This window comes from Pseudomonas sp. NPDC087612 (genome assembly GCF_044743505.1).
Taxonomy (GTDB): Bacteria; Pseudomonadota; Gammaproteobacteria; order Pseudomonadales; family Pseudomonadaceae; genus Aquipseudomonas.
Map to the genome: position 1 here is coordinate 379,086 of NZ_JBIUWO010000001.1, position 22,697 is coordinate 401,782.

22 protein-coding genes are annotated in these 22,697 nt (G+C 65.3%); 5 read left to right on the forward strand and 17 right to left on the reverse strand.

Features of this window, described 5'->3' with window-relative positions; all coding sequences use genetic code 11:
• Positions 1-123: 123 nt before the first annotated feature.
• A complete protein-coding gene (gene hpaR, locus ACIOVF_RS01555; RefSeq protein ID WP_093381688.1) occupies positions 124-546 on the reverse strand; it encodes a homoprotocatechuate degradation operon regulator HpaR in 423 nt (140 codons plus the stop codon).
• 164 nt (positions 547-710) lie between these two features.
• Here hpaR and ACIOVF_RS01560 point away from each other — a divergent pair, with 164 nt between their 5' ends.
• On the forward strand, positions 711-2,009 hold the full coding sequence (locus ACIOVF_RS01560; RefSeq protein WP_093381685.1) for an FAD-binding oxidoreductase: 1,299 nt from the start codon (positions 711-713) through the stop codon (positions 2,007-2,009).
• A gap of 34 nt (positions 2,010-2,043) precedes the next feature.
• Positions 2,044-2,409: a cupin domain-containing protein gene (locus ACIOVF_RS01565; RefSeq protein ID WP_045194047.1), complete on the forward strand. Its 366-nt coding sequence runs from the start codon at positions 2,044-2,046 to the stop codon at positions 2,407-2,409.
• Between the two features lie 83 nt (positions 2,410-2,492).
• Here ACIOVF_RS01565 and ACIOVF_RS01570 read toward each other — a convergent pair whose 3' ends face one another.
• From ACIOVF_RS01570 to ACIOVF_RS01595, 6 genes are all read right to left on the reverse strand, one after another.
• Complete coding sequence (locus ACIOVF_RS01570; RefSeq protein ID WP_093381681.1) at positions 2,493-3,077, reverse strand: TetR/AcrR family transcriptional regulator; 585 nt, start codon at positions 3,075-3,077, stop codon at positions 2,493-2,495.
• Positions 3,078-3,104: 27 nt separating this feature from the next.
• Positions 3,105-4,328, reverse strand: a complete 1,224-nt coding sequence (locus tag ACIOVF_RS01575) for a multidrug effflux MFS transporter (RefSeq protein ID WP_401286915.1) — start codon at positions 4,326-4,328, stop codon at positions 3,105-3,107.
• 131 nt (positions 4,329-4,459) lie between these two features.
• Positions 4,460-5,404: a transcriptional regulator FeaR gene (gene feaR, locus ACIOVF_RS01580; protein WP_195884416.1), complete on the reverse strand. Its 945-nt coding sequence runs from the start codon at positions 5,402-5,404 to the stop codon at positions 4,460-4,462.
• Between the two features lie 117 nt (positions 5,405-5,521).
• On the reverse strand, positions 5,522-6,106 hold the full coding sequence (locus tag ACIOVF_RS01585; RefSeq protein ID WP_401286918.1) for a DUF3156 family protein: 585 nt from the start codon (positions 6,104-6,106) through the stop codon (positions 5,522-5,524).
• Entirely contained in the window at positions 6,066-7,568 is a 1,503-nt protein-coding gene (locus ACIOVF_RS01590; protein WP_045194052.1) for an APC family permease, read from the reverse strand. The genes ACIOVF_RS01585 and ACIOVF_RS01590 overlap by 41 nt, the downstream gene beginning before the upstream one ends.
• A gap of 105 nt (positions 7,569-7,673) precedes the next feature.
• Positions 7,674-8,123 (reverse strand): helix-turn-helix domain-containing protein, encoded by a 450-nt coding sequence (locus tag ACIOVF_RS01595; protein WP_213604068.1) that lies wholly within the window; start codon positions 8,121-8,123, stop codon positions 7,674-7,676.
• 91 nt (positions 8,124-8,214) lie between these two features.
• Here ACIOVF_RS01595 and ACIOVF_RS01600 point away from each other — a divergent pair, with 91 nt between their 5' ends.
• Positions 8,215-9,423, forward strand: a complete 1,209-nt coding sequence (locus tag ACIOVF_RS01600) for an MFS transporter (protein ID WP_401286922.1) — start codon at positions 8,215-8,217, stop codon at positions 9,421-9,423.
• Here the strand turns inward: ACIOVF_RS01600 and ACIOVF_RS01605 are convergent.
• The 7 genes from ACIOVF_RS01605 to ACIOVF_RS01635 all read right to left on the reverse strand — a co-directional run bounded on the left by ACIOVF_RS01605 (position 9,387) and on the right by ACIOVF_RS01635 (position 15,719).
• Positions 9,387-10,352, reverse strand: coding sequence for a spore coat protein U domain-containing protein (locus ACIOVF_RS01605; RefSeq protein WP_401286925.1), 966 nt, complete (start codon positions 10,350-10,352; stop codon positions 9,387-9,389). The genes ACIOVF_RS01600 and ACIOVF_RS01605 overlap by 37 nt on opposite strands.
• Positions 10,349-12,676 (reverse strand): fimbria/pilus outer membrane usher protein, encoded by a 2,328-nt coding sequence (locus ACIOVF_RS01610; protein WP_401287570.1) that lies wholly within the window; start codon positions 12,674-12,676, stop codon positions 10,349-10,351. Before ACIOVF_RS01610 ends, ACIOVF_RS01605 begins: the two co-directional genes overlap by 4 nt.
• 65 nt (positions 12,677-12,741) lie before the next feature.
• Positions 12,742-13,533, reverse strand: a complete 792-nt coding sequence (locus tag ACIOVF_RS01615; RefSeq protein WP_401286928.1) for a molecular chaperone — start codon at positions 13,531-13,533, stop codon at positions 12,742-12,744.
• Between the two features lie 40 nt (positions 13,534-13,573).
• Positions 13,574-14,047: a spore coat U domain-containing protein gene (locus ACIOVF_RS01620; RefSeq protein ID WP_258717200.1), complete on the reverse strand. Its 474-nt coding sequence runs from the start codon at positions 14,045-14,047 to the stop codon at positions 13,574-13,576.
• A 33-nt stretch (positions 14,048-14,080) separates the two neighbouring features.
• Complete coding sequence (locus ACIOVF_RS01625; RefSeq protein ID WP_123566347.1) at positions 14,081-14,614, reverse strand: spore coat U domain-containing protein; 534 nt, start codon at positions 14,612-14,614, stop codon at positions 14,081-14,083.
• Positions 14,615-14,631: 17 nt separating this feature from the next.
• Entirely contained in the window at positions 14,632-15,159 is a 528-nt protein-coding gene (locus ACIOVF_RS01630) for a spore coat U domain-containing protein (RefSeq protein WP_195884420.1), read from the reverse strand.
• Between the two features lie 32 nt (positions 15,160-15,191).
• Complete coding sequence (locus ACIOVF_RS01635) at positions 15,192-15,719, reverse strand: spore coat U domain-containing protein (RefSeq protein ID WP_401286932.1); 528 nt, start codon at positions 15,717-15,719, stop codon at positions 15,192-15,194.
• A 242-nt stretch (positions 15,720-15,961) separates the two neighbouring features.
• On the opposite strand from ACIOVF_RS01635, the gene zapE reads away from it, so the two are divergent.
• Positions 15,962-17,059, forward strand: a complete 1,098-nt coding sequence (gene zapE / locus ACIOVF_RS01640; RefSeq protein WP_401286935.1) for a cell division protein ZapE — start codon at positions 15,962-15,964, stop codon at positions 17,057-17,059.
• Positions 17,060-17,095: 36 nt separating this feature from the next.
• Here zapE and ACIOVF_RS01645 read toward each other — a convergent pair whose 3' ends face one another.
• Positions 17,096-18,985, reverse strand: a complete 1,890-nt coding sequence (locus tag ACIOVF_RS01645) for a propionyl-CoA synthetase (protein ID WP_195884421.1) — start codon at positions 18,983-18,985, stop codon at positions 17,096-17,098.
• 142 nt (positions 18,986-19,127) lie between these two features.
• On the opposite strand from ACIOVF_RS01645, the gene ACIOVF_RS01650 reads away from it, so the two are divergent.
• Positions 19,128-20,420 carry a leucine-rich repeat-containing protein kinase family protein gene (locus tag ACIOVF_RS01650; protein WP_401286940.1) on the forward strand — a complete coding sequence of 431 codons (1,293 nt, stop codon included), beginning with the start codon at positions 19,128-19,130 and terminating at the stop codon, positions 20,418-20,420.
• Positions 20,421-20,485: 65 nt separating this feature from the next.
• Here ACIOVF_RS01650 and ACIOVF_RS01655 read toward each other — a convergent pair whose 3' ends face one another.
• Positions 20,486-21,199, reverse strand: a complete 714-nt coding sequence (locus ACIOVF_RS01655; RefSeq protein ID WP_401286943.1) for a YebC/PmpR family DNA-binding transcriptional regulator — start codon at positions 21,197-21,199, stop codon at positions 20,486-20,488.
• 94 nt (positions 21,200-21,293) lie between these two features.
• Positions 21,294-22,685 carry an FAD-dependent oxidoreductase gene (locus ACIOVF_RS01660; protein WP_401286946.1) on the reverse strand — a complete coding sequence of 464 codons (1,392 nt, stop codon included), beginning with the start codon at positions 22,683-22,685 and terminating at the stop codon, positions 21,294-21,296.
• Positions 22,686-22,697: the final 12 nt, after the last annotated feature.

Consider the following 22,697-nt stretch of genomic DNA (forward strand, 5'->3'; position numbering starts at 1 on the left):
ATGTTCATGGGGTTTGTGGTTGTGGGGTCGTGTGGGCCTTCGGTTTTTTGACTTTCCGGGCCTCAGCGGGGGTCAAGCCCGCTCCTGCACATCCCGTAGGAGCGGGCTTGACCCGCGATGCAGTCACCGCCCCACCTGCTTCAACTCCTCCAGCAAGCCCAGCAACGCCTGCAGCTTCTGCTCGCCGAACTGCTCCTGAATGCGCCGGTAATTGCTCTCCATGCACTGGCTCATCGAAGCAAAAATCTCCTCGCCCTTTTGCGCCAGGTTGACCAGCACCCGGCGCTGGTCCTGTTCGGCCTTGCGCCGGCTGACCAGGCCGGCCGCCTCCATGCGTACCAGCACGCCGGTCATGCTCGGCTTGAGGATGCAGGCCAGTTCCGCCAGGCGGTAGATCTCCATTTCGCCCTGTTGGCGCAGGATACGGATCACCCGCCACTGCTGCTCGGTGAGCCCGTGCTGGTTGAGCGAGGGGCGAAAAAAACGCATGGCCGCTTCGCGGGCTTGCAACAAGGTCAGGGTCAACGACGGGCGCGGCTGGGGCATGGGAAGGCTAATCATCAGGCTACTTTGTTAACACTTTAACAAAATCAACGCCTTGCCACAGCCCTGGCACCGGCAGTCAAGGCCGGCGGCACGCAGGGTCAAGACGCAGGCGCCGGGCAAGGCCTTAATAGAGCCCATCAGTACTTCACTTTTCAGGCTGCGCCATGATCAACATCGAAACGCCGACCTACTACACCGCCACCAAAAAATACAACCTGAGCTTCCCGACCCTGGAACAGGACGTGGACGCCGACGTGGTCATCATCGGCGGCGGCTTTTCCGGGATCAACACGGCCCTGGAGCTGGCGGAAAAAGGCATCACCAACATCGTCGTGCTCGAAGCCCGCTACCTGGGCTTTGGTGGCACCGGGCGCAATGGCGGGCAGATCATGGCCGGCATCGGCCATGACCTGGAGAAGATCAAGCAGCACGTCGGCGACGATGGCCTGCGGCAGATCTTCGAGATCAGCGACCTGGGCGCCGACATCATCAAGAACCGCATCGCCAAGTACGCCATCGACGCCGACTTCTGCCACGGCTATGGCTACATGGGCTTCAACGCCCGCCAGGAAAAAACCCTGCGCGCCTGGGAAAAGGACTTCAAGTCGGTCAACTCCCAGCATGAGATCCGATTTCTCGGTGGCAGCGAGGTCAAGCAGATCATCGGCTCCGACGCCTACAGCAGCGCCTTGCTGCACATGGGCGGTGGCCATGTGCACTCGCTGAACCTGTTGCTCGGTGAAGCCAAGGCGCTCAGCGAACACGGCGTGCGCATTTTCGAGAACAGCCCGGCGCTGCAGGTGCAGTACGGCGAGCGCATCCGCGTGCGCACCGGGCGCGGTTCGGTGACCGCCAGCAAGCTGCTGTGGGCTTGCGACAGTTTCCTCAACAAGCTGGAGCCGGAGCTGCACCGCTCGACCATCAACACCTACGCCTTCCAGATGATGACCGAGCCATTGCCGGACGAGCTGATCCAGCGCATCAGCCCGATTCGCGGGGCCTACAGCGACATCCGCCCGGTGATCGATTACTACCGGGTGACCAACGAGAACCGCCTGCTGTTTGGTGCCGCCACGCCGCTGGTCGAACACATCCCGGGCGATCTCAAGGCCTGGAACCGCAACCTGATGCTGAAGATTTTCCCCTACCTCAAGGACGTCAAGATCGACCTGGCCTGGGGCGGGCCGATGGCCTGCAGCCCCAACCTGTTCCCGCAGATCGGCACCCTGCCCGGTCGGCGCAACGCTTTCTACGTGCAAGGTTATTCCGGTTTTGGCGTCACCCCCAGCCACATCATCTGCAAGGTCCTGGCCGAAGGCATGAGCGAAGGCTCGGCGCGCTATGACCTGATCAGCTCGGTGCCACGCCCGACCATCCCGGCCAAAGATCAACTGCGCTCGGTGCTGCTGACCGCCGGCAAATCCTGGCACCAGCTGTCCGGCTACTGGAATGGCCGGCGCTAAGCCCCAACTCTTTCAACCCTCAAGGAACACTGCCATGACCCTGACTGCCGTCACCCCGAACCTCCAGCTCAGCCAACTCGACGCCTGGGGCACCGTTGCCGACCTGGGCTCGGAGATACTCGAAGGCGAAGTACGCGCCTTCGGCAAAATGACCTTCGGCGCACCGACCGACCCGGTCAGCAGCGCCTACTTTGGCACCACCACCGGCAAGTTCCGCATGGTCTACCCGTTCAACGAACAAGCCGTGGTAGTCACCGGCCAGGTGCGCCTGACCGACGAAGCCACGGGTGTGAGCCGCACCTACAACGTGGGTGACAGCTGGTTCGTGACCAAGGGCACGCCGGTGCTCTGGGAGATTCTCAGCGAGAGCTTTGTGAAGCATTACTTTGCGGTGGTCTGACTGAAAGCATCGCTGGCAAGCCAGCTCCCACAAGTACTGCATGCACCGAACCTGTGGGAGCGGGCTTGCCCCGCGATGAGGCCCTAAAGCTTTGCCAACGACATCCCGAACATCCACCAAAGCGCCGCCAACCGCCGCTCGAACGCCTCCGCCCCCGCATAGATCAACTCGACATTCAAACTGTCGACGATCCCCAGGTAGGCATCGCCATACAAGCGCTGCTGCCCCTCCTCCAGCCCCGGCGCGAACGTGCGCAACGCCTGGGCAAACAACTCGCCCAACCTTGCCAGGTAGGCCTCGAAGCCGGCACAGATCACCGGCCGCAGTTCACTGGGCGGGAAGAACGCCGTGCGCAGCATGAAGCGCAAATGCGCCGAGGCCTGGTAGCGCGCGTTCAAGCGCTCGGCAAAACGTTGCCCCGGCAGCTCGCCGGTCGGCACCTGCTCGGCAAAGCACGCCTCCAGGTACTCGTGCTCGGCGTGCAGGGCCCGGGCATAGACCACCTGGAACAGGTCGTCCTTGCCGGCAAAATGCGCATACAACGACGGCTTGCGCATGCCCGCCGCGGCGGCGATATCGTTGAGCGACGAGGCGTCATAACCCAGCTCGGCAAACTGCTCGACGGCAATCGCGCAGATCTTTTCCGCCGACGGCGTCAGGCTTCTCATAGCGGTGTCTCCCACAACAAATACGGATCAATGCCCAGCCAGGCCCTGCACATGCGGCTCGGCATGGCGGGTGCTGATGTGCACCAGCAGCGCCACGCACAGCGCCGAAAGGCCGAGCAGCAACGCCCAGTGCGCCGCGCCCAAAGGCGCCATGATGCCCGACAATGGCGTGGCGAACGACGAAATGATCAACTGGAAGGCACCGAGCAACGCCGCAGTCGAGCCCAGCGCGGTGCTCTGCGAAGACATCACCAGCGACATCAGCGTGGCCTCGGCAATGCCCAGGCCGAACATGGCAACCGCCATGCCGGCAACGATACCCACCAGCCCCGCCGCACTCAGCGCCCCGGCCAGCACCAGCACGGCGCCGACCAGCATGCACGCCGCGCCCCAGCGGGCCAGGCGCACCAGGCCCTTGCGCGCCACCAGGCGGCCCGCGGTGATGGCGCCGAGCAGAATGGCCACGCCGGTGGCGCCGAACAGGGTGCCGAACGCCTCGACCGACAGCCCGAAGTGATGCTGGTAAACGAAAGCGGCCCCGCCGATGTAGGCAAACAGGAAGAAGAACACCGCCGACAAGGCCAGGGCCGGGCGCAGGAACTGGCGGTCGCGGGCGATCCGTACGTAGGTGCGCAAGAACTCCCGAGGCTGCCAGGCCATGCGTTTGTCCTCGGGTAAGGTTTCCTTGAGCATCAGCGCCGAGTTGATCAGCACCAGCACGCCCAATGCCGCCAGCACCAGCATGATCGCCCGCCAGCCAAAGTGCGCACCGACAAAGCCGCCCAATGCCGGGGCGATCACCGGCGCCAGGCCTTCGATGGTCATCAGCAAGGCGAAGATCTGCGCCGCCCGCGCGCCTTCGGCAACGTCGCGGACCATGCTCATGATCACCACCAGGGTCAGGGCGCTACCCAGGCCCTGGATGAAACGCGCCAGCAGCAGGCTGTTGAGGTCGGGCGCGGCAGCGGCGGCCAGCGAGCTCAAGACGAATACCAGCAAACCGGCAAGCAACGGCCGGCGCCGACCGAGGGTGTCAACCAACGGCCCGAACAACAACTGCCCGGCGCCCATGGCCAGGAGGAACACGGTCAGGGTCAGTTGCACCCCGGCATAAGAGGTGGCGAACTCGCTGGCGATGCTTGGCATGCTGGCCAGGTACATGTCGACCGCCGAGGGCCCGAGGGCGCCGATCAGGGCCAGGGAAATGGCGAAGCCGACCCGGGCGGTCGGCGTGGAGGCTGCACTGTGCATAGGCTTGATTCCAGATAAAAACGGGACCTGGCTGGCGCTTGGCGCTCTACCTACCTATCGGTAGGTAGCTAGGTCGGACGAGCCTATACAGACCGCATCCTGCGGTCAAGCCAGCAACGATCAAACGCTGATCAGGCCAGGCTGCTGGCGCGGTAGTCCTTGGGCGACTGCTCGAACTGCTTCTTGAACGAGCGGCTGAAGTGCGCCGAGTCGGTGAAGCCCCATTTGTAGGCAATGGTGGTGATCGACTCGCGCTTGAGCACCGGGTTGGCGAGGTCGGCGGCGCTGCGTTTGAGGCGCGCGCGCTGGATGTAGCGGCAGACGCTGTCGCCCTGCTCTTCGAACAGGCGGTAGAGGTGGCGCACGGAAATGTTCAGGCGGTTGGCGAGGTTGACCGGGGTCAGGTTGGCCTGGCCGAGGGAGTCATCGATGACTTTTTGCACATAACTGCGCAGGTTGGCGCCCTGTATTGAGGCCGGCAACGCGCAGAGGTCGTCGCTGCCTTCAAGGGCCGAACCGAGCAGCGACAGGAAGGCGCTGTGCAGCGCCTGACCTTCGCCCTGCTCGTCTTCGCCGGCGCTTTGCTCTTTGCACAGCTGGTCCATCAGCAGGTGCAGCATGCGCCCGCAGGCGCGGGTCTGGGAGATCTTGCCGAAGGTGCGGCTGTCGCTGCCCAGCTGCTTGCACACCTCGGCTCGCGACAGCGACAGCGAAGCGTGCTCGATCAGGCCGAAGGGCATGATTTCGCAGGCACCGGCGGCGTCCATCAGGAGCATTTCGCCGGGCGCCAGCTGGATGCTGACGCCGTTCTGGGTGATCTGCGAGAAGCCGGTGCGCTGGCTGACCAGAAAGCAATGCTGGTCGTTGTCGCGGTCGCTGTTCAGGCCCTTGCGGCGGATCAGCCCGGCGTTGGTACGCAGGTTGGCCAGGGCCAGGCCGCCGCGCGACCAGGTGGAAATCTCGCCGATGAACAGCGAGGGGTTGAACGCCAGTTCCGTCTCGTACACCCCGCAGATGTTCTGCATCGTTGCGTTCCAGCGTTCCAGCGCAGGGCTGCTGGCGTGATGGATACTCATGGGTACCTCCACAATGGCATCTTGTTTTTGTTGGGCAATAGTTAACATGTTATCTATGTGCGCGCAACTTGCGTGAAGCAGCCAGAGTGAAAGCAGGTTTGATGCCAGATGGCCGGGTCAGAGCCCGGCCAATAGCGCCGGCACGCCTTGCAGGGTGGCCAGCAGGTGCTGGCGTTGCTCGGGGCTCAGGCGAATGTAGCGACGAAAGGCCGGCAGGCGGTTGACCACCTCGCTGGCGCCGATGTGTTCGAGGGTCAGGGTCCATTGGCCGTCGCTTCTGTGCAGGCGCAGGCGCTTGAAGTCCAGCGGCATCAGCGCCTGCAGCAACGCGCTATCCGCCAGCAGGCGCCGTTGCAGTTCGGCCTGCAACGCCGGCTCGCCCTGACGCAGCTGAACCCGCAGGCCGCTGCGGCGCAACGACCCGCTGTGGTGCAGTTCAAGGTGGGCGCTGCCCTGCCCTGTGGCAGGCAGGCTCAGGCTGAATTCGCTCAGCACCAGGTGCATGAGCAACTGCGCTTCGCAGCGCTCGCGCACCTGCACCGCCTGCCCGGCCCAGTTGAAGCGACCAAAGCCCGGGCCGAGCACCTCGAAGCTGTCCAGACCGAGGTTGCGTTGCAGCTTTTCAAGGGTCAGCCCCGGCCGATAGCCGGCCGGCGCCCGATCAGACAGCCTTTGCCACAGTTGGCGCAGGGCAGTAGCCATGTGCAGTCCCCGGTTGATGAGCGAATTCGCGCGCCAGCACCTCTTCCACCGAAGCCGGCTTGAACGGGTTGACCTTCTGCACCAGTAGCGTCCAGAACAGCGCATACACCGCGGTGCCGGCCAGCATCAGGCCAAAGGGCACGTAGATGTCGGCCGGGTCCATGCCCGGCGGGGTGATGAACCACATGCCCAGGACAATACCGACGCTCGAGAGGATTTGCGGCAGCGGGAACCATGGCGAGCGATAGGCCCGTGGCAGGTCCGGGCGACGGATGCGCAGGATCACCACCGACAGGGTCACCAGCAGGTACGCGGTGCTCCAGGCGCACACCGCCGCCAGCACCAGGTGCATGATGCGGTCGGTGTTGCCGCCCAGCCACAGGGCGTGCAGGCATGGAATCAAGGCGGCGACGAGGATACACAGCAGCGGCGTTTTAAAGCGCGGGTGCAGGTAGGTGAAGACCTTGGGCAAGGCGCCGTCCACGGCCATGCCGTAGAGGATCCGCGGCACCCCGGCCATCAGCGTGTTGATGGTCGCCGCACCGGCGAACAGAAAGCCGATGCCCAGCCACAGCGGGCCGATATCGCCCATCACCTGTTCGGCAAAGCGCGGGATGGCCATGGGCGTGTCGAGCAAGTGCACGCCGCTGGCGGCATCGAGCAGCACGTTGTCGACCTGGCGCTTCATCGCCGCGCCATAGATGAACATGCACGTCGCCACCCCCAGCAGACCCAGGGCCATGGCCCGCGGCATGCTTTTCGCCGACTGGCGCAAATCCGGCGCCAGCGGCGTAACGAACTCGCAGCCGACGAACATGAACATGGCCATGCCCACCAGCGAGAGAATGGTCACCAGGTCCGTGCCGACCAGCGACACGCCGAACCAGCCCTCCAGCTCCACCGCCGGCGCGGCCATCAGGCCGAGCACGCCGAAGACCATCAGCGTGGTCCACATGCCGAAGGTAAGGATGATCTCGGCCTTGCCGAAGGCGCTGACGCCAAAGGCATTGAGGATGGCGAAGATGATCACGAAGCCGACACCCAGCAGCCACGAACCACCGGCCGATTCGGCCAGGGTGTTGAGGTGCTCGAAGTTCACCAGGGCCATGACCCCGGCCAGCATGGTCTCGGCGGTGCCGGCAAAGACGTGGACGATCAGGTAGGCCGAGAGCGTGCCGGTGATGGCGAAAAAGCGCCCCATGCCGCAGTTGATGTAGTCGTACACCGCGCCGGTGGTCGGCAGGATCGACGCCGCCTCGGCAAAGGTGGTCGCCTGCGCCAGCATCATCACCACAGCGATCAGCATGGCCACGGCGAAGGCACTGCCGCCGATACCGAAGCCCATGGTCGCGGTGAGGATCACCGGGCTTGCCATGATCAGGCCGATGGTACTGGCAAGGGCGGTGGGAAAGCCGACCGTGCCGCGATTCAGGTGCGCACTGAGCGTGTCGTTGAGCGACATGGCAAAAGACCTCGAGCAGAAGGATGACAGTGGTCCTACTCTGCGCGCGCTGGCAATGGCCGTCTTGCCCGTGGCTGCCGTGAAGGTTGTAGCTGGCTGCCAGGCTCAGCCCCGGGCCGGCAGGCGCACGCAGTCGTGCGGGCCGAGCAGGCGGCCGTCGGCGGCGCGCAACTGCAGGGCCTTGACCGGTTTGCCGTGCTCGCGGTCGACCAGTTGCGAATGGGCCTCGCCCTCGGCGAAGTAGAACGCCTCGCCCCATTGGCGCAAGCCGACGATCAACGGGAACAGTCCCAGGCCTTTCTCGGTGAGCACGTATTCCTGGTAGGCGCTGCCCTCGGACACCGGCACCAGCTCGAAGATCTGGTGCTCGACCAGTTGCCGCAGGCGGGTGCTGAGGATGTTCTTGGCCATGCCCAGGTTGCGCTGGAACTCACTGAAGCGCTTCAGGCCATCGAAGGCGTCACGCACGATCAGCAGCGACCACCAGTCACCAATGGCATCGAGGGAACGCGCCACCGGGCATTCGGCGTCTTGCAGGCGGGTACGTTGGACCATGGGAAATCTCGCCAGTGAAAGTGGTTGCAATATAAAACCAGTTTCTCTAGCGTACAACTGGTTTCATTATGCAACCAGAAGGATCGAGCCCATGCAGCCCCAACACCGAATGTCATCCGCCGTCATCTTGCTGTTCTCCGTGGCCTGCGCCCTGGCGGTGGGCAATGTCTACTACGCGCAACCCTTGCTCGAAGCCATGGCCCGGGAATTTGCCATCGACCCCGGCCTGGTCGGCCTGGTGGTGACCCTGACCCAGGTCGGCTATGGCCTGGGCCTGTTGTTGCTGGTGCCGTTGGGCGATCGCCTCAACCGCCGGCGACTGATCGTCGGCCAGTCGCTGCTCTCGGCCCTGGCCCTGGTGCTGATCGCCTGGGCGCCGAGCACGCCCTGGCTGCTGCTGGGCATGGGCCTGACCGGCCTGCTGGCGGTGGTCACCCAGGTGCTGGTGGCCTATGCCGCGACGCTGTCGGCGGCCAGCGAGCGCGGTCATGTGGTGGGGGTGATTACCAGCGGCATCGTCATCGGCATCCTGCTGGCGCGTACCTTGTCCGGGGCCATGGCTGACCTCGCCGGCTGGCGCTCGATCTACTGGCTGTCGGCGGCCTTGACCCTGGTGATTGCCGCCTTGCTCTGGCGCGTGCTGCCTCGGCAACAACCGGTGCAAGCGGCGGGCAGTTACCGCGAGCTGCTGCATTCACTGGCGTTGCTGCTGCGCGATGAACCGCTGCTGCGCCGGCGCTCAGTGCTGGCCCTGCTCAGCTTCGCCTCGGCGATGGTGCTGTGGACGCCGCTGGTGTTGCCCCTGAGCGCCCCGCCGCTGTCGTTGTCGACCAGCGAAGTGGGCCTGTTCGGCCTGGCGGGCGCGGCAGGCGCGCTGGCGGCGGCGCGGGCCGGGGCGCTGGTGGATCGCGGCCTGGGCCAGTGGGTCAGTGGTGGCTCGCTGGTGTTGATGCTGGCGTCCTGGGCGGCCATCGCCCTGACTGAATATTCGCTGTGGGCGCTGCTGCTCGGCGTGGTGGTCTTCGACCTGGGCCTACAGGCCGTGCACGTCGCCAGCCAGAGCCTGATCTACCGCCTGCCTGAAGCCACCCACAGCCGGCTGACCGCTGCCTACATGCTGTTCTACTCGGTGGGCAGTGCCTTCGGCGCGCTGACCTCGACCCTGGCCTATGCCTGGGGCGGCTGGCTGCTGGTGTGTGCCTATGGCGCGCTGCTCAATGCCGTGGCCCTGGGTTACTGGTGGCTGAGCGAAGGCGCGCGGGCTCAGAACTGCACGTCGAGTATCACGTTGTCCAGGTAGGTACCGGCGGGCGGTGTGCTCTGGTCGGTGTAGACCTTGGCGTTGTAGTTGAAGATCTGGCTGCCGGTGCCGGTGCCCACACCGGGGTTGATATCGGCGTCGCTGCTGGCCCGCCGGGCCGTGGTGACGCTGCCCCAGCGCACGCTGCCGGCGCTCTTGAAGATGTCATAGGCCATATAGTTGTTGGCCGCCGACTTCATCCGCCGGCGCCCGGCGGAGACATTCTGGCCATCGTCCAGGCCCACGGTGTAGTTGCTGCCCTTGGTGCAGGAGACATTGACGTTGCTGTTGACCGTGCTGAAGCCGCCGACCACCGGCGCGCTGCCGAAGCTGATGTTGGGGCTGGTGATCTGGCAGTCATTGGTGACCGTCAGGCTCACGGTCAGGCTGGTGGTGCCGGTGAGGTTCTGCCGGCCCAGGCAGATGCTGCCGATGCCGATGCCCCAGCAGTAGCTGATGTTCCAGTACACCGTCAGGACTTCCTGATAAAGGCCGGCGGCGACGTTGCTGCCGCTCAGGCTCTTGAGGTAGAGCGGCACCGACTTGGGCGTGGTGCCGTTGAGCAGGCCCAAGGCATCGAGGATGCCGTTGCGGGCAAAGTCGTAAGGCAGGCTGCGGGCGATCGGGTAGTTGGTGGTGTTGTTGGCGTACAGGGTGTAGCCGATCACATCGCCCGTGGGGCCGAGCAGGCCGGTACTGCCGGCCGGTGGGGTGAAAGTGGCGTAGAAGTGATCGTCGCTGGCCAGCAGGCTGACCAGCGAGCCGGTGCATTGCAGCCCGCCATTGAGGGTCGAGGCCGACTGCACGGTGGTGCGCACCAGGGTCGAGCTGACACTGCCAAAGCTTGCCGGCGCGGTATCGATCACCGAGCACAACGCGTGCACCTGGGGGCTGGCGAGCAAGGCCAGGAGCATCAGCAGGCGCTTCATTGGCACACCAGCGGGCCGATCAGCGGCACCTGGTCCTGCTCGGGCGCCAGCTTGAACTGCACCCGGCAACTGCCGCCGTTGGCGATCTGCACCTGCAGGCTGTTGTCCGCGGCCAGCCCTTCCAGGTACACCAGCCCGTCCCAGCCGACCACCGCCAGCGCCCCGCTCTGCTCATGGCGCACCTGGCTACCCAGGGGCAGTTCCTTATGGTTGCCATCGACCAGGACGATGCTCGCCGCCACCACCCGTTGCAGCGGGAATTCCAGCAGGTAGCCGCTGCCCCGGCGCACCGCCACCCGTTGCTCGACCTGCGGGCTCTGGACGTTGGCCGGCAGCTCCATGGGGTCGATCTCGTACTTGGCGCGGTAGTAGGCGCTGCTCCAGGGCACCAGCAGGTGGCCGTTCTTGTCGGTGCGCCCAACCAGCTGGTTTTCGTAGCGTACCGGCACCTCGGCAAATCCCTCGGTACTGACCACCACGAAGGCATCGTCGATGCGGTTGGCGGCGAACACCCCGGCGTCCATCCACACCAGTGAACCGCTGGCATCGGCCCAGCGGGTCATGCTGTCGCTGCTGCCATAGGCGCCGGCCTGCAGTTGCACCGACTGCAGGCGCCAGGTGACGTCGGCCTGGCGGTAAGCCTCACGGTCGCCGTCGGCGTAACCGAGGTTGAAGCCCAAACCACCTTCGCTGGGCACCGCGCGGCTGTAGTTGACCCGTTGCTGGTTCTGGCCTTCCTTGTTGCGCTCGACGCTAAAACTCAGGGTGCCGCGCAGGTCGAACGGAATCACCAGTTGCGCCTGCACCGCCCACTGGCTGTCGCCGATTTCGCGGTTGGCCGACAGGTACAGGCTGCTGTTGCGCCAAAGCGGCTTGCTCCAGCTGAGGTTGAGCAAACGGGTGCGCGAGTTGTCGCCGGCGCGCACATCGAAGTAACCGGCGCCGAGGCTGCCGTAGCGTTCGAGGTTGACGCTCATGGTCACCTGTTCGCTGCGCTGGCTCAGGCGCGTGTAGGGGCTGTCGACCAGCGACAGGTCGGCGTAGTCGCCGCGCCGTTGCAGGCGCTGGTAGTTGAAGCCCAGGCGCTGGCTGTTGTACTGGTAGCCGACGCTCAGTTGCTGGCCGCTGCGGCTGTCGAAGCTGCTCTGGCTCAGCGCCGCATTGACCACGCCCCAGTTGCCCACCTGCCAGTTGCCGCCCAGCCCGCCGAGGGCCAGGGACTCGGCCGCCTCGGCGTGGCTTTCGAGGGTGAAACTGTCGCTCAGGCCGTAGCGCAGGCTGGCGGCGGCCACCCCCGGGCCATAGGCAAAGTCGCGAAGCGCGTAGTCCCGGCGCAGGCTGCCGGCGGCCAGCGAGAAATCCGCCAGGCCCTTCTGCAACAAGCTGCTGGTGACGTAGAACGGCAAGGTGGTCGACACCTGCCGGCCGAGGGCATCGGTGGTCACCACCACCGCCTCGCCGGCGCCGTTGATGAACGGCACGTTGGTCAAGGTGTAGGGGCCCGGCTGCAAATCGGCGCTGGAGCTCTTGTAGCCGTTGATGAACAGGTCTACCGAGGACGGCACCGCCGCTTCCCCGGCGAAGGCCGGCAATGGGTAGGTGACCAGGTCCGGGCGCACGGCAAAGTCGCGCGACAGTTGCAGGCCGCCCAGGCGCACCGAACTGGTCCAGGGCAAGGCGCCGCTGAGCACGTCGCCGACTTCCAGGGTCAGCAGGCGCGCTTCGTCGGTGTAGCGCCAGGTGGTGTCGTAGCGGCGAAAGCCCTCCTGGCTGTCGGCGTAGTCGTTGCCGCCCAAGGACTGACGCCACTGGCCGGTGGTCGACAGCGTGCCCCAGCTGTCGAACAGGCGCAGCTCGTTCCAGGCCGCCAGGTAGCGGCCACCGTCGTCGGTATCGTTGAAGTACAGGTCATAGTTGAGCAAGGCGCCAAAACTGCTGCGCGCTTCGCTGGCCGGGTACAACTGGCGGCTGCCGATGCGCTGGGTCGGCAACCAGGCCGGTGGTACCTGCAGCATCAGGCGCTGACCCTGGCTGTCGTAGTCGCTGTGCAGGCCGGGAATGCTGTCCAGCGCCACTTCGTCGCCATACTCGCCGGGCAGCTCGATGCCAGCCGCCTGCAGGTCGGCGGTGGCCATGTACAGGCGCCCGGCGCGCTGCTGCACCGCCACCAGTTCAGGGCTGCTCATCTGGTTGACCAGCAGTTCCAGGAACAACGGCGCATCGGCGACCGCCTCGAGGCTGGCCGGGGGCGGCGGCAGCTCGCCAGCCAGCAGCGAACCACAGCCCAGCACGGTCAGGCCACAGGCCCGCAGCGCCGAAGAGATGCTCACACACAGTATCCGACCATTACCGGGTCCTCCCTGGCCCCTGTAGTGCTGCTAGCTGTTGTTCATTGCCCCTGGCTCAGGGTTTGCGCAGGCTCCTGGCCATTGACCCGGCCCTTGAGCACTGAAGCGGCGCCCAATGGCTGCGGCGCCGGCCAGCGCATGCTGGCGCCGGGCAGCACATAGCCGAGCAAACCCTCCACCAGCGGCCGGCTCTGGCTGCCCTGCTGCAGCACCACGTCAGTCAGGCGCGCGTGCACCGGGCCGCTGTTGCGGATTTCCACATAGGGCTTGCCTTGTACAGAGACCTGGCGCCAGCTCAGCAACGGCTTGCCCACCGCACTGTCACCGCGCTGGCCACTGGGGTCAGGCTTGCCCCACAAGCCTTCGCCATAGACGAACAGCGGCACCGAATAGCGCATCTGGAAGCGGATCGCCGCCTGGGCCTTGTCGGCGCTGGCCGCACTCGGCAAGGCCGGGGGAATTTCATCGATGATGATCCGGTAGGCCTGCTCCTGGCCCACCGGCGAGCTGCCGGTGCGGGTCAGGCGAATCAGCTGCTTTTGCCCCGGGGCGATATTGGCCACTGGCGGGCTGCCGATAATCTCGCGCTGGGCCTGGTACTGGTCGTCGAACTCGCCCTGGCGCCAGGCGAACACCCGCACCTGCAGGTTGGCCGGCGCATCGCCACGGTTCTCCAGCCACAGCGCGCCGGCTTTCTGATTGGCCTCCAGCACCGGATCGATCGGCCAGATCAGTACCGAGGTGGCGGCCTGCAACGGCGCACTGCACAACAGCGCCAGGGCGCAGCTCAACAGGGTGTAGCTCAAGCGCGAACTGCCGGCGCCTACTTCCATGCACACTCTCCTTATTGTCATATTCATCCGGCGGCGCCGTTCAAAAGGTCAGCACCACCTGCACCACATCGGTGTAACTGCCGGCCGGCAGGTTGCCGGTCAACTGGGCCCGGGCGTAAACCGGCAACTTGATCGTGCTCGGATCGCTGTAGCTCACCGCCACGCTCTGGTTGATGCCCAGGCTCTGACTGAAGCCGGCGTCGCGAAACAATTGGTAGGCCACCAGCGAGGTGCCGCTGCTGCGCTTGAGGTTGCGCGTGCCGCTGGCGCTGTTCAGCCCGGCATCGACGCTCATGCTCAAGCTCACTCCTGGCGTGCATTGCAGGGTCACCGTGGTGCCGCCCAGGGCGGTGGTGACGCTGCTGGTCGACAGCGCCGAATAGCTGCCGAAATTGAGGTTGCCGTAGTTGCTCACGCCGCCCACCACCAGGCAGCCGGCCGCCACCGTGGCGCTGACCTGGAAAGTGCTGGTGGTGACCGCCGCCAACGGCAGCGGCAGGCAGCAGGCAACCATGGCCAGCAGCGCGGGCAAGGCGCGGCTCACGGTTCAGAAGCTCAGCTCGACCGCCACCGTGTCGGTGTACACCCCGGCTGGCAGGCCCGCCTTGCCCTTGGCCTGGCCATACAGGTTGACCGTCTGGGCCACGCCGGTACTGGTCGGCAAGGTGATGGTGCCGTCGATGGCCAGCAGCTGGGTGTGCCCTGAATCGGTGTAGAAATCATAGGGCACGTAATTCGCCACGCCGTCGTAGAGCGCACGGCTGCCGCCGGGCGACTGGCTGTCGTGGGCGCCGGCACGCACCTTGATCACCGGCACTGTGCCGCTGGAACAGAGGATGCTCATGGCGCCACCGCCGCCGCCCAGCACCTGCCCGCCGGCAGTGGTGAACAACGCTTCCTGGGTACCGAAGTTCAGCGTACCGAAGTTCAGGCCGCTGGCACCGCCGCCCCCGTTGACCTGGCAACTGGCGATCAGCGTCAGGGTGGCGGTGATGTTGCCGGTTACCGTGGCCGCCTGGGCCTGGGTGGCGAGCGCCAGGCCTAGGCCTGCGAAAATCAAGCGTGAGAGGTTCGGGTGCATGAGTCACTCCTTGCGTGTTACCAGTCCAGGGTCACCATCAGGGTGTCGCGGTAAATGCCGGCCGGTAGCGCCTTGGGATGGGCGACTACTGCACCGTAGATTGGAATCGGAATCTGCGCGGCGCTGCTGACCGAAAAGTTGCGGGTCTGGCCGATGTTGTAACGGGCCCGGCCCGACGGGTCGGCGGACAGCTCATAGGGGATCAGCTCGCGGCCATTGCTCAGGCGCCGGGTGGCGCCATCACCGTTGGCGCCGCCGTTGATGCTCACGGTAAAGGCGCGCACCGCCGGGTTGCAGCGCACCTGCAGGCTGCCGTCACCGGTGGCCTCTTCGATGCCGGAACGCAGCGGGTTGGTCCAGCTCGGGCCCTGGCTGCCAAAATCCAGCACACCGCCGCCGGGGGTTTCCAGGGTGCCCGGCCCGCCGCTGATCTGGCAGGCGCTGCTGATCACCAGGCGCGCCTGGATATGCCCGCTCATGGCCGCGAAAGCATCGGGGCTGAGCAACAGCAGCGGGCCAAGCGTCAACAGCATTATCCCTTTCATACTGCCAGTTCCTTTAGCAGGCGCCACCCCGGTTACCAGGTGACGGTGACTTTGAGCAGGTCCGAATAACGCCCTACCGCCGGCACCTCGGCCAGGCGCTCGATACGCGCATACAATGGCAGCGCCACCGAGCCCGAATCGGGCACCCGCGCATACTGGGCAACATTGACCGGCAGCGGCAGGCGCCAGGCCGGGTCCTGGTACAAACGGTAGGGTATGGGTTTCGCCGCAGGCTGGTTGCTGGCCAGGTAACGCACCTCGCCGATACCGCCGTGCTGGCCGCCATCGACCTGCACCTGGTAAGCGGTGTCTGGGTTGCATTCCAGGCGTGGCGGGCGTAGCGCGAGCAACTGGCTGCTGAGCGGGCCGGCCGGGTCGTCCAGCCGCGCCGTGCGGCCGAAATCGAGCACGCCCAAGGCCTGGGCGCCGGCATCGCGGGGCTGGTGGATAAGCAGGCAGCCGCGCTCCACTTGCACTTTGACTTCAACCATGAAATCGGCGGCGCCTGCCGTGCTGGCCATGCTCAGCCCGAGCAGCGTCGCCAAAGAGCGTCCCTTCACCTTGTCATCCTTCAACGCAGGAGTGATCTGACCTTGAGGGTAGCAGTGAAGGAAAAACCTGCCAGTTTGCAGGGAAATGTATAAGCCCCGTACAAGATCTATCTGTAGGATCGGGCTTGCCCCGCGATAGAAGCCATCACTTATCCCGTTCAGAGATCGCTGGCCGGCCTTATTCACATTGGTTAAATTAGCCGCCCTCGCTCAAGCTGGCCCTTGAGTGCCGTTGCCCCGAGGAGCCCGGTTTGCCTGCCCTGCCCCCTTCCTGGATACGTTCGCCGTTGCGCGCCTGGCGTCGCTTACGCACGCCGGTGGCCGAAGACAACAGCGTGGCGGCGACCGTTCGTCAGCATTTTGCCGCCAAGGCCCAAGCCCGCGGCTACACCCTGAGCGCCGGCCAGTTACACGTCATCGAACATATGGCGGCCCAGGCAGCGCAAATTGAGAGCGGCCAGGCGCGCAGCCTATACCTGTACGGCGCGGTCGGGCGCGGCAAAAGCTGGCTGCTCGACGGTTTCTTCCAGGCCCTGCCCCAGGCGCGCAAGCGCCGCCTGCACTTTCATGACTTTTTCGCCCGCCTGCACCAGGGCATGTTTGATCATTGCCAGCAGGACGACGCCCTGGCCTGCACCCTGGATGAGTTGCTCGACGACTGCCAGGTGCTGTGTTTCGACGAGTTCCACGTGCATGACATCGGCGATGCCATGCTCATCACCCGGTTATTTCAGGCCTTGTTCGAGCGGCGGATTTTTCTCCTGGTAACCTCCAACTACGCGCCGCAAGGCTTGCTGCCCAACCCGTTGTATCACCAGCGTTTCGAGCCGGTGATCCGCCTGATCAACAGCCGGATGCAGGTGCTGGAAGTCGGCGGCGAGCAAGACTTTCGCAGCCTGCCCAGCGCGGCTGGCCAGCAGCGCTTTACCCAGGGCCATTACCTGTGGCCGGGCAGCCGCGAACAGCGCCAGGCCCTGCAGTTGCCCGAGCCGGGTGACGCACCGGTTTTACTGGAGGTAGGCAAGCGCACACTGCGCGCCCGCCTGAGCGAGCAGCGCACGGTGGGGTTTGATTTTGTCGAGCTGTGCGAGCAACCCACGGCGGTGATCGACTACCTGGAGCTGGCGCGGCGTTTTGACCACTGGATCATCGACTGCCTGCCGAACCTTGAAGACTGCTCGATTGCCGCCCAGCAGCGCTTCGTCAACCTGGTGGACGTGCTCTACGACCAGGACAAGCACCTGGTGCTGATCGGCAGCCTGCCGCTGGCCGCAAGCCTGGGCGGCAGCGCCAGCGACCTGGCCCGCACCCGTAGCCGGTTGGGGCAGTTGCGCCAGGCTGGCGGCTGAGATCTGTGGGCGCTGGCTTGACCCGCGATGAAAGCCCTACCCAACCCGCGCCAGGCTCGCCAACACCGCTTCAATCTCCACCAACACCGCCGGATCATCCAGGGTCGAAGGCGGTGTATACGGCTGCTGATCGGCAATCTTGCGCAGCACTGCGCGCAGGATCTTGCCCGAGCGGGTCTTGGGCAGGCGCTTGACCACCCGCACCTGGTTGAAACAGGCCAGCGCACCAATCTGCTCGCGCACGCTGGCCACCAGCTCGCTCTGCAACTGCGCCTGGGCAATGTCCTGGCCGTCCTTGAGCACCACCAGCGCCAGCGGCACCTGGCCCTTGATCTCGTCGTGCACGCCGATCACCGCGCATTCGGCCACCGCCGGATGGCGGGCCACCAGGTCTTCCATCTCGCCGGTAGACAGGCGATGGCCGGAGACGTTGATGACGTCGTCTGTGCGGCCCATGATGTAGACGAAACCGTCTTCATCCAGATAGCCGCCGTCGCCGGTGTGGTAATAGCCGGGGTAGGTCTTCAGGTAGGCATCCAGGTAGCGCTGGTGGTCGCCCCACAAGGTCTGGCTGCAGCCAGGCGGCAGCGGCAAGGCAATGACGATCGAGCCTTGCTGGTTGGCGCCGAGCAGATGCCCGTCATCATCCAGCACCTGTACGTTGTAGCCCGGCACCGCCCGGTTGCTCGAGCCCGGCCGCGCTGCACTGCCCTCCATACCCACGCACGGTGCGGTCACCGGCCAGCCGGTTTCGGTCTGCCACCAGTGGTCGTGGACGGTCTTGCCGCTGGTGGCCTCCAGCCATTGATGGGTGCTGGAATCAAGCTTCTCGCCGGCCAGAAACAGCTGGCGCAGGGAGCTCAGGTCATAGCGGCGCAGCAATTCGCCGTCGGGGTCTTCCTTGCGGATCGCGCGCATGGCGGTGGGCGCGCAGAACAGGCCGTTGACCCGGTACTGCTCGACCACCCGCCAGTAGGCGCCGGCATCCGGGGTGCGGATCGGCTTGCCTTCGTAGAACACCGTGGTGCAGCCATTCATCAGCGGCCCGTAGACGATCAGCGAATGGCCAACCACCCAGCCAACGTCGGAAATCCCCCACCACACGTCGCCCGCCTGCATGCCATAGATGTGGCGCATGGCAAAACTCAGGGCCACGGCGTTGCCGCCGTTTTCGCGCACGATCCCCTTGGGTTTGCCGGTGGTGCCCGAGGTATACATGATGTACAGCGGGTCAGCGGCGGCCAGTTCCACCGGCGCCACTGCTCTGGCCGTGGCCACCGCTTCGAGCCAGTCGAGGTCGCGGCCTTCGACCAGGGTTGCGGTGGCTTGCGGGCGTTGCAGCACCAGCACCTGGCGCGGCTGGTGTTTGGCCAGCTGCAAGGCGCGGTCGACCAGCGGCTTGTAGTCGACGACCCGGTCGAATTCCAGCCCGCACGAAGCAGTCAGCAGCAGGGTGGGCCGGGCATCGTCGATGCGCAGCGCCAGCTCGTTGGCGGCAAAGCCGCCAAACACCACCGAATGCACCGCGCCGATACGCGCGCAGGCGAGCATGGCCATGGCCGCCTGGGGCACCATGGGCATGTAGATGATCACCCCGTCGCCCTTCTCGACCCCAAGCTCGCGCAGCAAGCCGGCCAGGCGCGCCACTTCATCGCGCAGCTGGTTGTAGCTGAACTGCTGCTGGCTGCCGGTTACCGGCGAGTCATAGATCAGCGCGGTCTGCTCGCCACGGCCCTGTTCGATCTGATGGTCGAGGGCCAGGTAGCAGCTGTTGAGACGGCCGTCGGCGAACCACTGGTGGCTGCCATCGGCATTTTCAACAAGGGTTTGCAGGGGCTTGCGGTACCAGGCCAGGTGATCGGCCTGTTCGGCCCAGAAGGCGGCAGGATCGGCGATGGAGCGGGCGTAGCTGTGCTGGTATGTCATCGAATGTAGAACCCTGAACTTGTTGTTATTAATAAAGGGCGAGCTTCGAGTATGGACCGCAGTTGTCAGTCTGCCATGGGACTTAAGTCGCATCTTGCCGGTATGATGACCGGCGTTTATTTACGAGCCTGCCGCCAACCCCATGCATACCCTTGAAGACCTCAAAGCCGGCCGTCTGGCGGGCATTACCCGCCTCGACCTGGCCTGCGGGCTGGAACACTTCCCCCGGGAAATTTTCGACCTGGCCGAGAGCCTGCAGGTACTCAACCTGACCGGTAACAACCTAAGCGACCTGCCCGAAGACTTGGGCCGGCTGCACCAGCTCAAGGTGCTGTTCTGCTCGCAGAACCGCTTTCGCCACCTGCCCGACGGCATCGGCCAGTGCCCGATGCTGGAAATGGTCGGGTTCAAGAGCAACCAGATCGAGCAGGTCAGCGGCGCCGCGTTGCCACCACGGCTGCGGGCCCTGGTGCTGACCGACAATCGCATCGAATACTTGCCCGAGGCATTGGGCGATTGCCCGCACCTGCAAAAGCTGATGCTTGCCGGCAACCGCCTGCGCGAACTGCCGGCGAGCCTTGCGCGCTGCACCAGGCTAGAACTGCTGCGCCTGTCGGCCAACCGGCTGCCGGCCCTGCCCGACTGGTTGCTGCAGATGCCGCGCCTGGCCTGGCTGGCCTACGCCGGCAACCCCATGGCGGCGGGCTACTGCACACCGCAAGATCCTGGCCATTGCCAGGTGATTGACTGGCAGCAGATCGACCTTGAACAGGTATTGGGCCAGGGCGCGTCAGGGGTCATTCACCAGGCGCGCTGGCAGCAGCAGAGCGCACCGGTGGCGGTCAAGCTGTACAAGGGCGAGATCACCAGCGACGGCTTGCCGCTCAACGAAATGAGCGCCTGCATTGCCGCCGGCAATCACCCGCAACTGGTGCGCCTGGCCGGGCGCATCGACAACCACCCGCAGCAACTGCCGGCGCTGGTGATGCAGTTGATCGAGCCGAGCTGGTTCAACCTGGCCGGGCCGCCGAGCCTGGATTCATGCACCCGCGACTGTTATCCGCCCGAGCGGCGTTTGCGCCTGGCCAGCGTGCGGCGCCTGGCCGCTGCCATTGCAGCGGTAGGCGCGCATTTGCACGGGCACGGCATCACCCATGGCGACCTGTATGCGCACAACGTGCTGTGTGACGAGCATGGCGACTGCTTGCTGGGGGACTTTGGCGCGGCGTCGTTCCATCCGCTGGATGGCAGCGTGGCGACTGAAGCGCTGCAGCGGATCGAGGTGCTGGCGTTTGGGGTGTTGCTGGGGGAATTGCTGGCGTGTTGCGAGGGCGATTGCGAGGTGTTGAAGGCACTGCAGCGGGATTGTGTGCAGCCTGAGGTGATGCGCCGGCCAAGCTTCGACGAGGTCTGTCAGCAACTTCGCGGCGTTTGAATCGCTGGCAAGCCAGCTCCCACAGGTCCGGTGCATGCTGTACCTGTGGGAGCCGAAGGCTTACATCAACCCGCCAGACCTACATAGACGTTCTGCACGTCATCGTTATCGTCGATGGCTTCCAGGAAGGCTTCAACCTCTGCCATCTGCTCATCGCTCAGGGTGCTGGTGCTGACCGGGTTTTTCGGGGTGTAGCCGATTTTTGCCGAGACCACGGTGAAGCCTTGACCCGGCAGGGCTTTCTGCACGGCGTCGAGGTCGGTGGTGTCGGTGATGAACAGGGTCGCGCCCTCTTCTTCACCTTCGGCAAAATCCTGGGCGCCAGCTTCGATGGCGGCCATTTCCGGGTCAGCGTCAGGGCTGGCCGGCGTGGCTTCGATCAGGCCGACGTGGTTGAAGTCCCAGGCCACCGAACCCGAAGCGCCCAGCTGGCCCTTGCGGAACAGTACGCGGATTTGCGCCACGGTGCGGTTGACGTTGTCGGTCAGGCACTCGACGATCAGCGGCACCTGGTGCGGGGCAAAACCTTCGTAGGTGACGGCGGTGTACTGCACCGCGTCGCCGTCCAGGCCGGCACCCTTGCGGATGGCACGCTCAAGGGTCTCGCGGGTCATCGAAGCCTTTTTGGCTTGCTCGATGGCCAGGCGCAGGCGCGGGTTCATGTCCGGGTCGGCGCCGGACTTGGCCGCGATCTGGATCTCTTTGGACAGCTTGCCCATGATCTTGCCTTTGGCGTTGGCTGCGACTTCTCTATGCTTGGCTTTCCACTGTGCGCCCATCTCGACTCTCTTGTTTCAGGTGCCGGTTCAGGTAGCGACCGGCCAAAGTGGCAAGCAGTTTATACGCTCCGCAGGCCATCGACAAAAAAACCCTTCAGCCCTTGTCGGCCTTGCCCGCAGCAGCGGCAAAACGCGCCAGGCGCACGTCAAGGTGGCGCGGGCGGCGGCCGTTGTCTTCGGCCTGCTCCTTGCGACGGATGGCATTGCGCACCATCAGCGAGCCCAGGTAGCGGATCGGCTCCGGCGGGAAATAGCCCAGCGGGCCGTTGACCAGCGGCGAGCGGGTCCATTGGTTGTCCAGGCCCAGGGCCAGCGACGAAAGGATCTGCCCGCCCATGTGGCAGGGGCCGACGCCGCTGCCCGAGTAGCCAAAGCCGTAAAACACGTTGCCCTGGCCATTGAGCCGGCCAAAAAACGGCAAGCCGGTCACCGAACGGTCCGACGGCCCGTTCCAGGTCGCGGCAATCGGCACCTGGGCCAGGGCCGGGAAGAACTCGCCAAGGCTGCGGCGCAGCGACGGCTCATAGGGCGATGGCTGGTCGAACACCGGCAGCATCCGCCCGCCATAGGCGAAGGTATTGCCGCCCTTGCCGAGCATCAGCCGGCCATCGCTGGTGTTGTGGTAGTAATGCACGAAGATCCGCGAATCGAGCACGCTGATGCCGCTGGTCAGGCCGATCTGCTCGAGCAACTGCGGTTGCGGCTCGGTGATGATCATGTCGCTGGAGACGATCGCCACGCTGCGCTCGAACTGCGGGAAGGCCCGCGCCATCCAGGCGTTGAGGGCCAGCACCACGCGACCGGCGCGGATGTTGCCACGGGCGGTTTCGACCAGCGCCTGCGGCCCTTGCTGCAAACCGCTCATGGCCGTGCCCTCATAAATGCGCACGCCCTTTTGCAAAGCGATCCGGCGCAGCCCGCGCACCAGCTTGCCCGGTTGTACCGTGGCAGCGGCCGGCGAGAACCAGCCTTCCAGGTGCTTGGCCGAGCCTGCCAGACGCTGCACCTGCGCAACCGCCAGGCGCCGGAACGAGTTGATGCCCTGGCGCTCAAGCGCTGCAATCACGCCATCGGTGGCGCCGACCTGGGCGCGATTGGTGGCCGTGTACAAGGTGCCGTCCAGGCGGTAGTCGGCGTTGATGCCATGGGCCTGGCAGAACTCGCCGATGGCGTAGATGCTCTGCTCCGAAGCCTTGACCAGGCGCACCGCCTCCTGCGCCCCGAACAGCCGTTGGAGGGTGAAGTACTTGGCCGACCACGACAGCGCGCAGCCGCCGTTGCGCCCGCTGGCGCCGGCGCCGCAGATGTCGGCCTCGATCAGCACCACATCCAGCGCCGGGTTGTGCTCCTTGAGCATGAGCGCCGTCCACAGGCCGGTGTAGCCGCCCCCGACGATGCACACCTGGCAGTCGGTATCAGCCGCCAGCGGCGGGCACGCGGGTGCAACTTCCTGGTCCAGCGCCTGTTGCAGCCAGAACGGTCTCATGTCGGTTTCCTT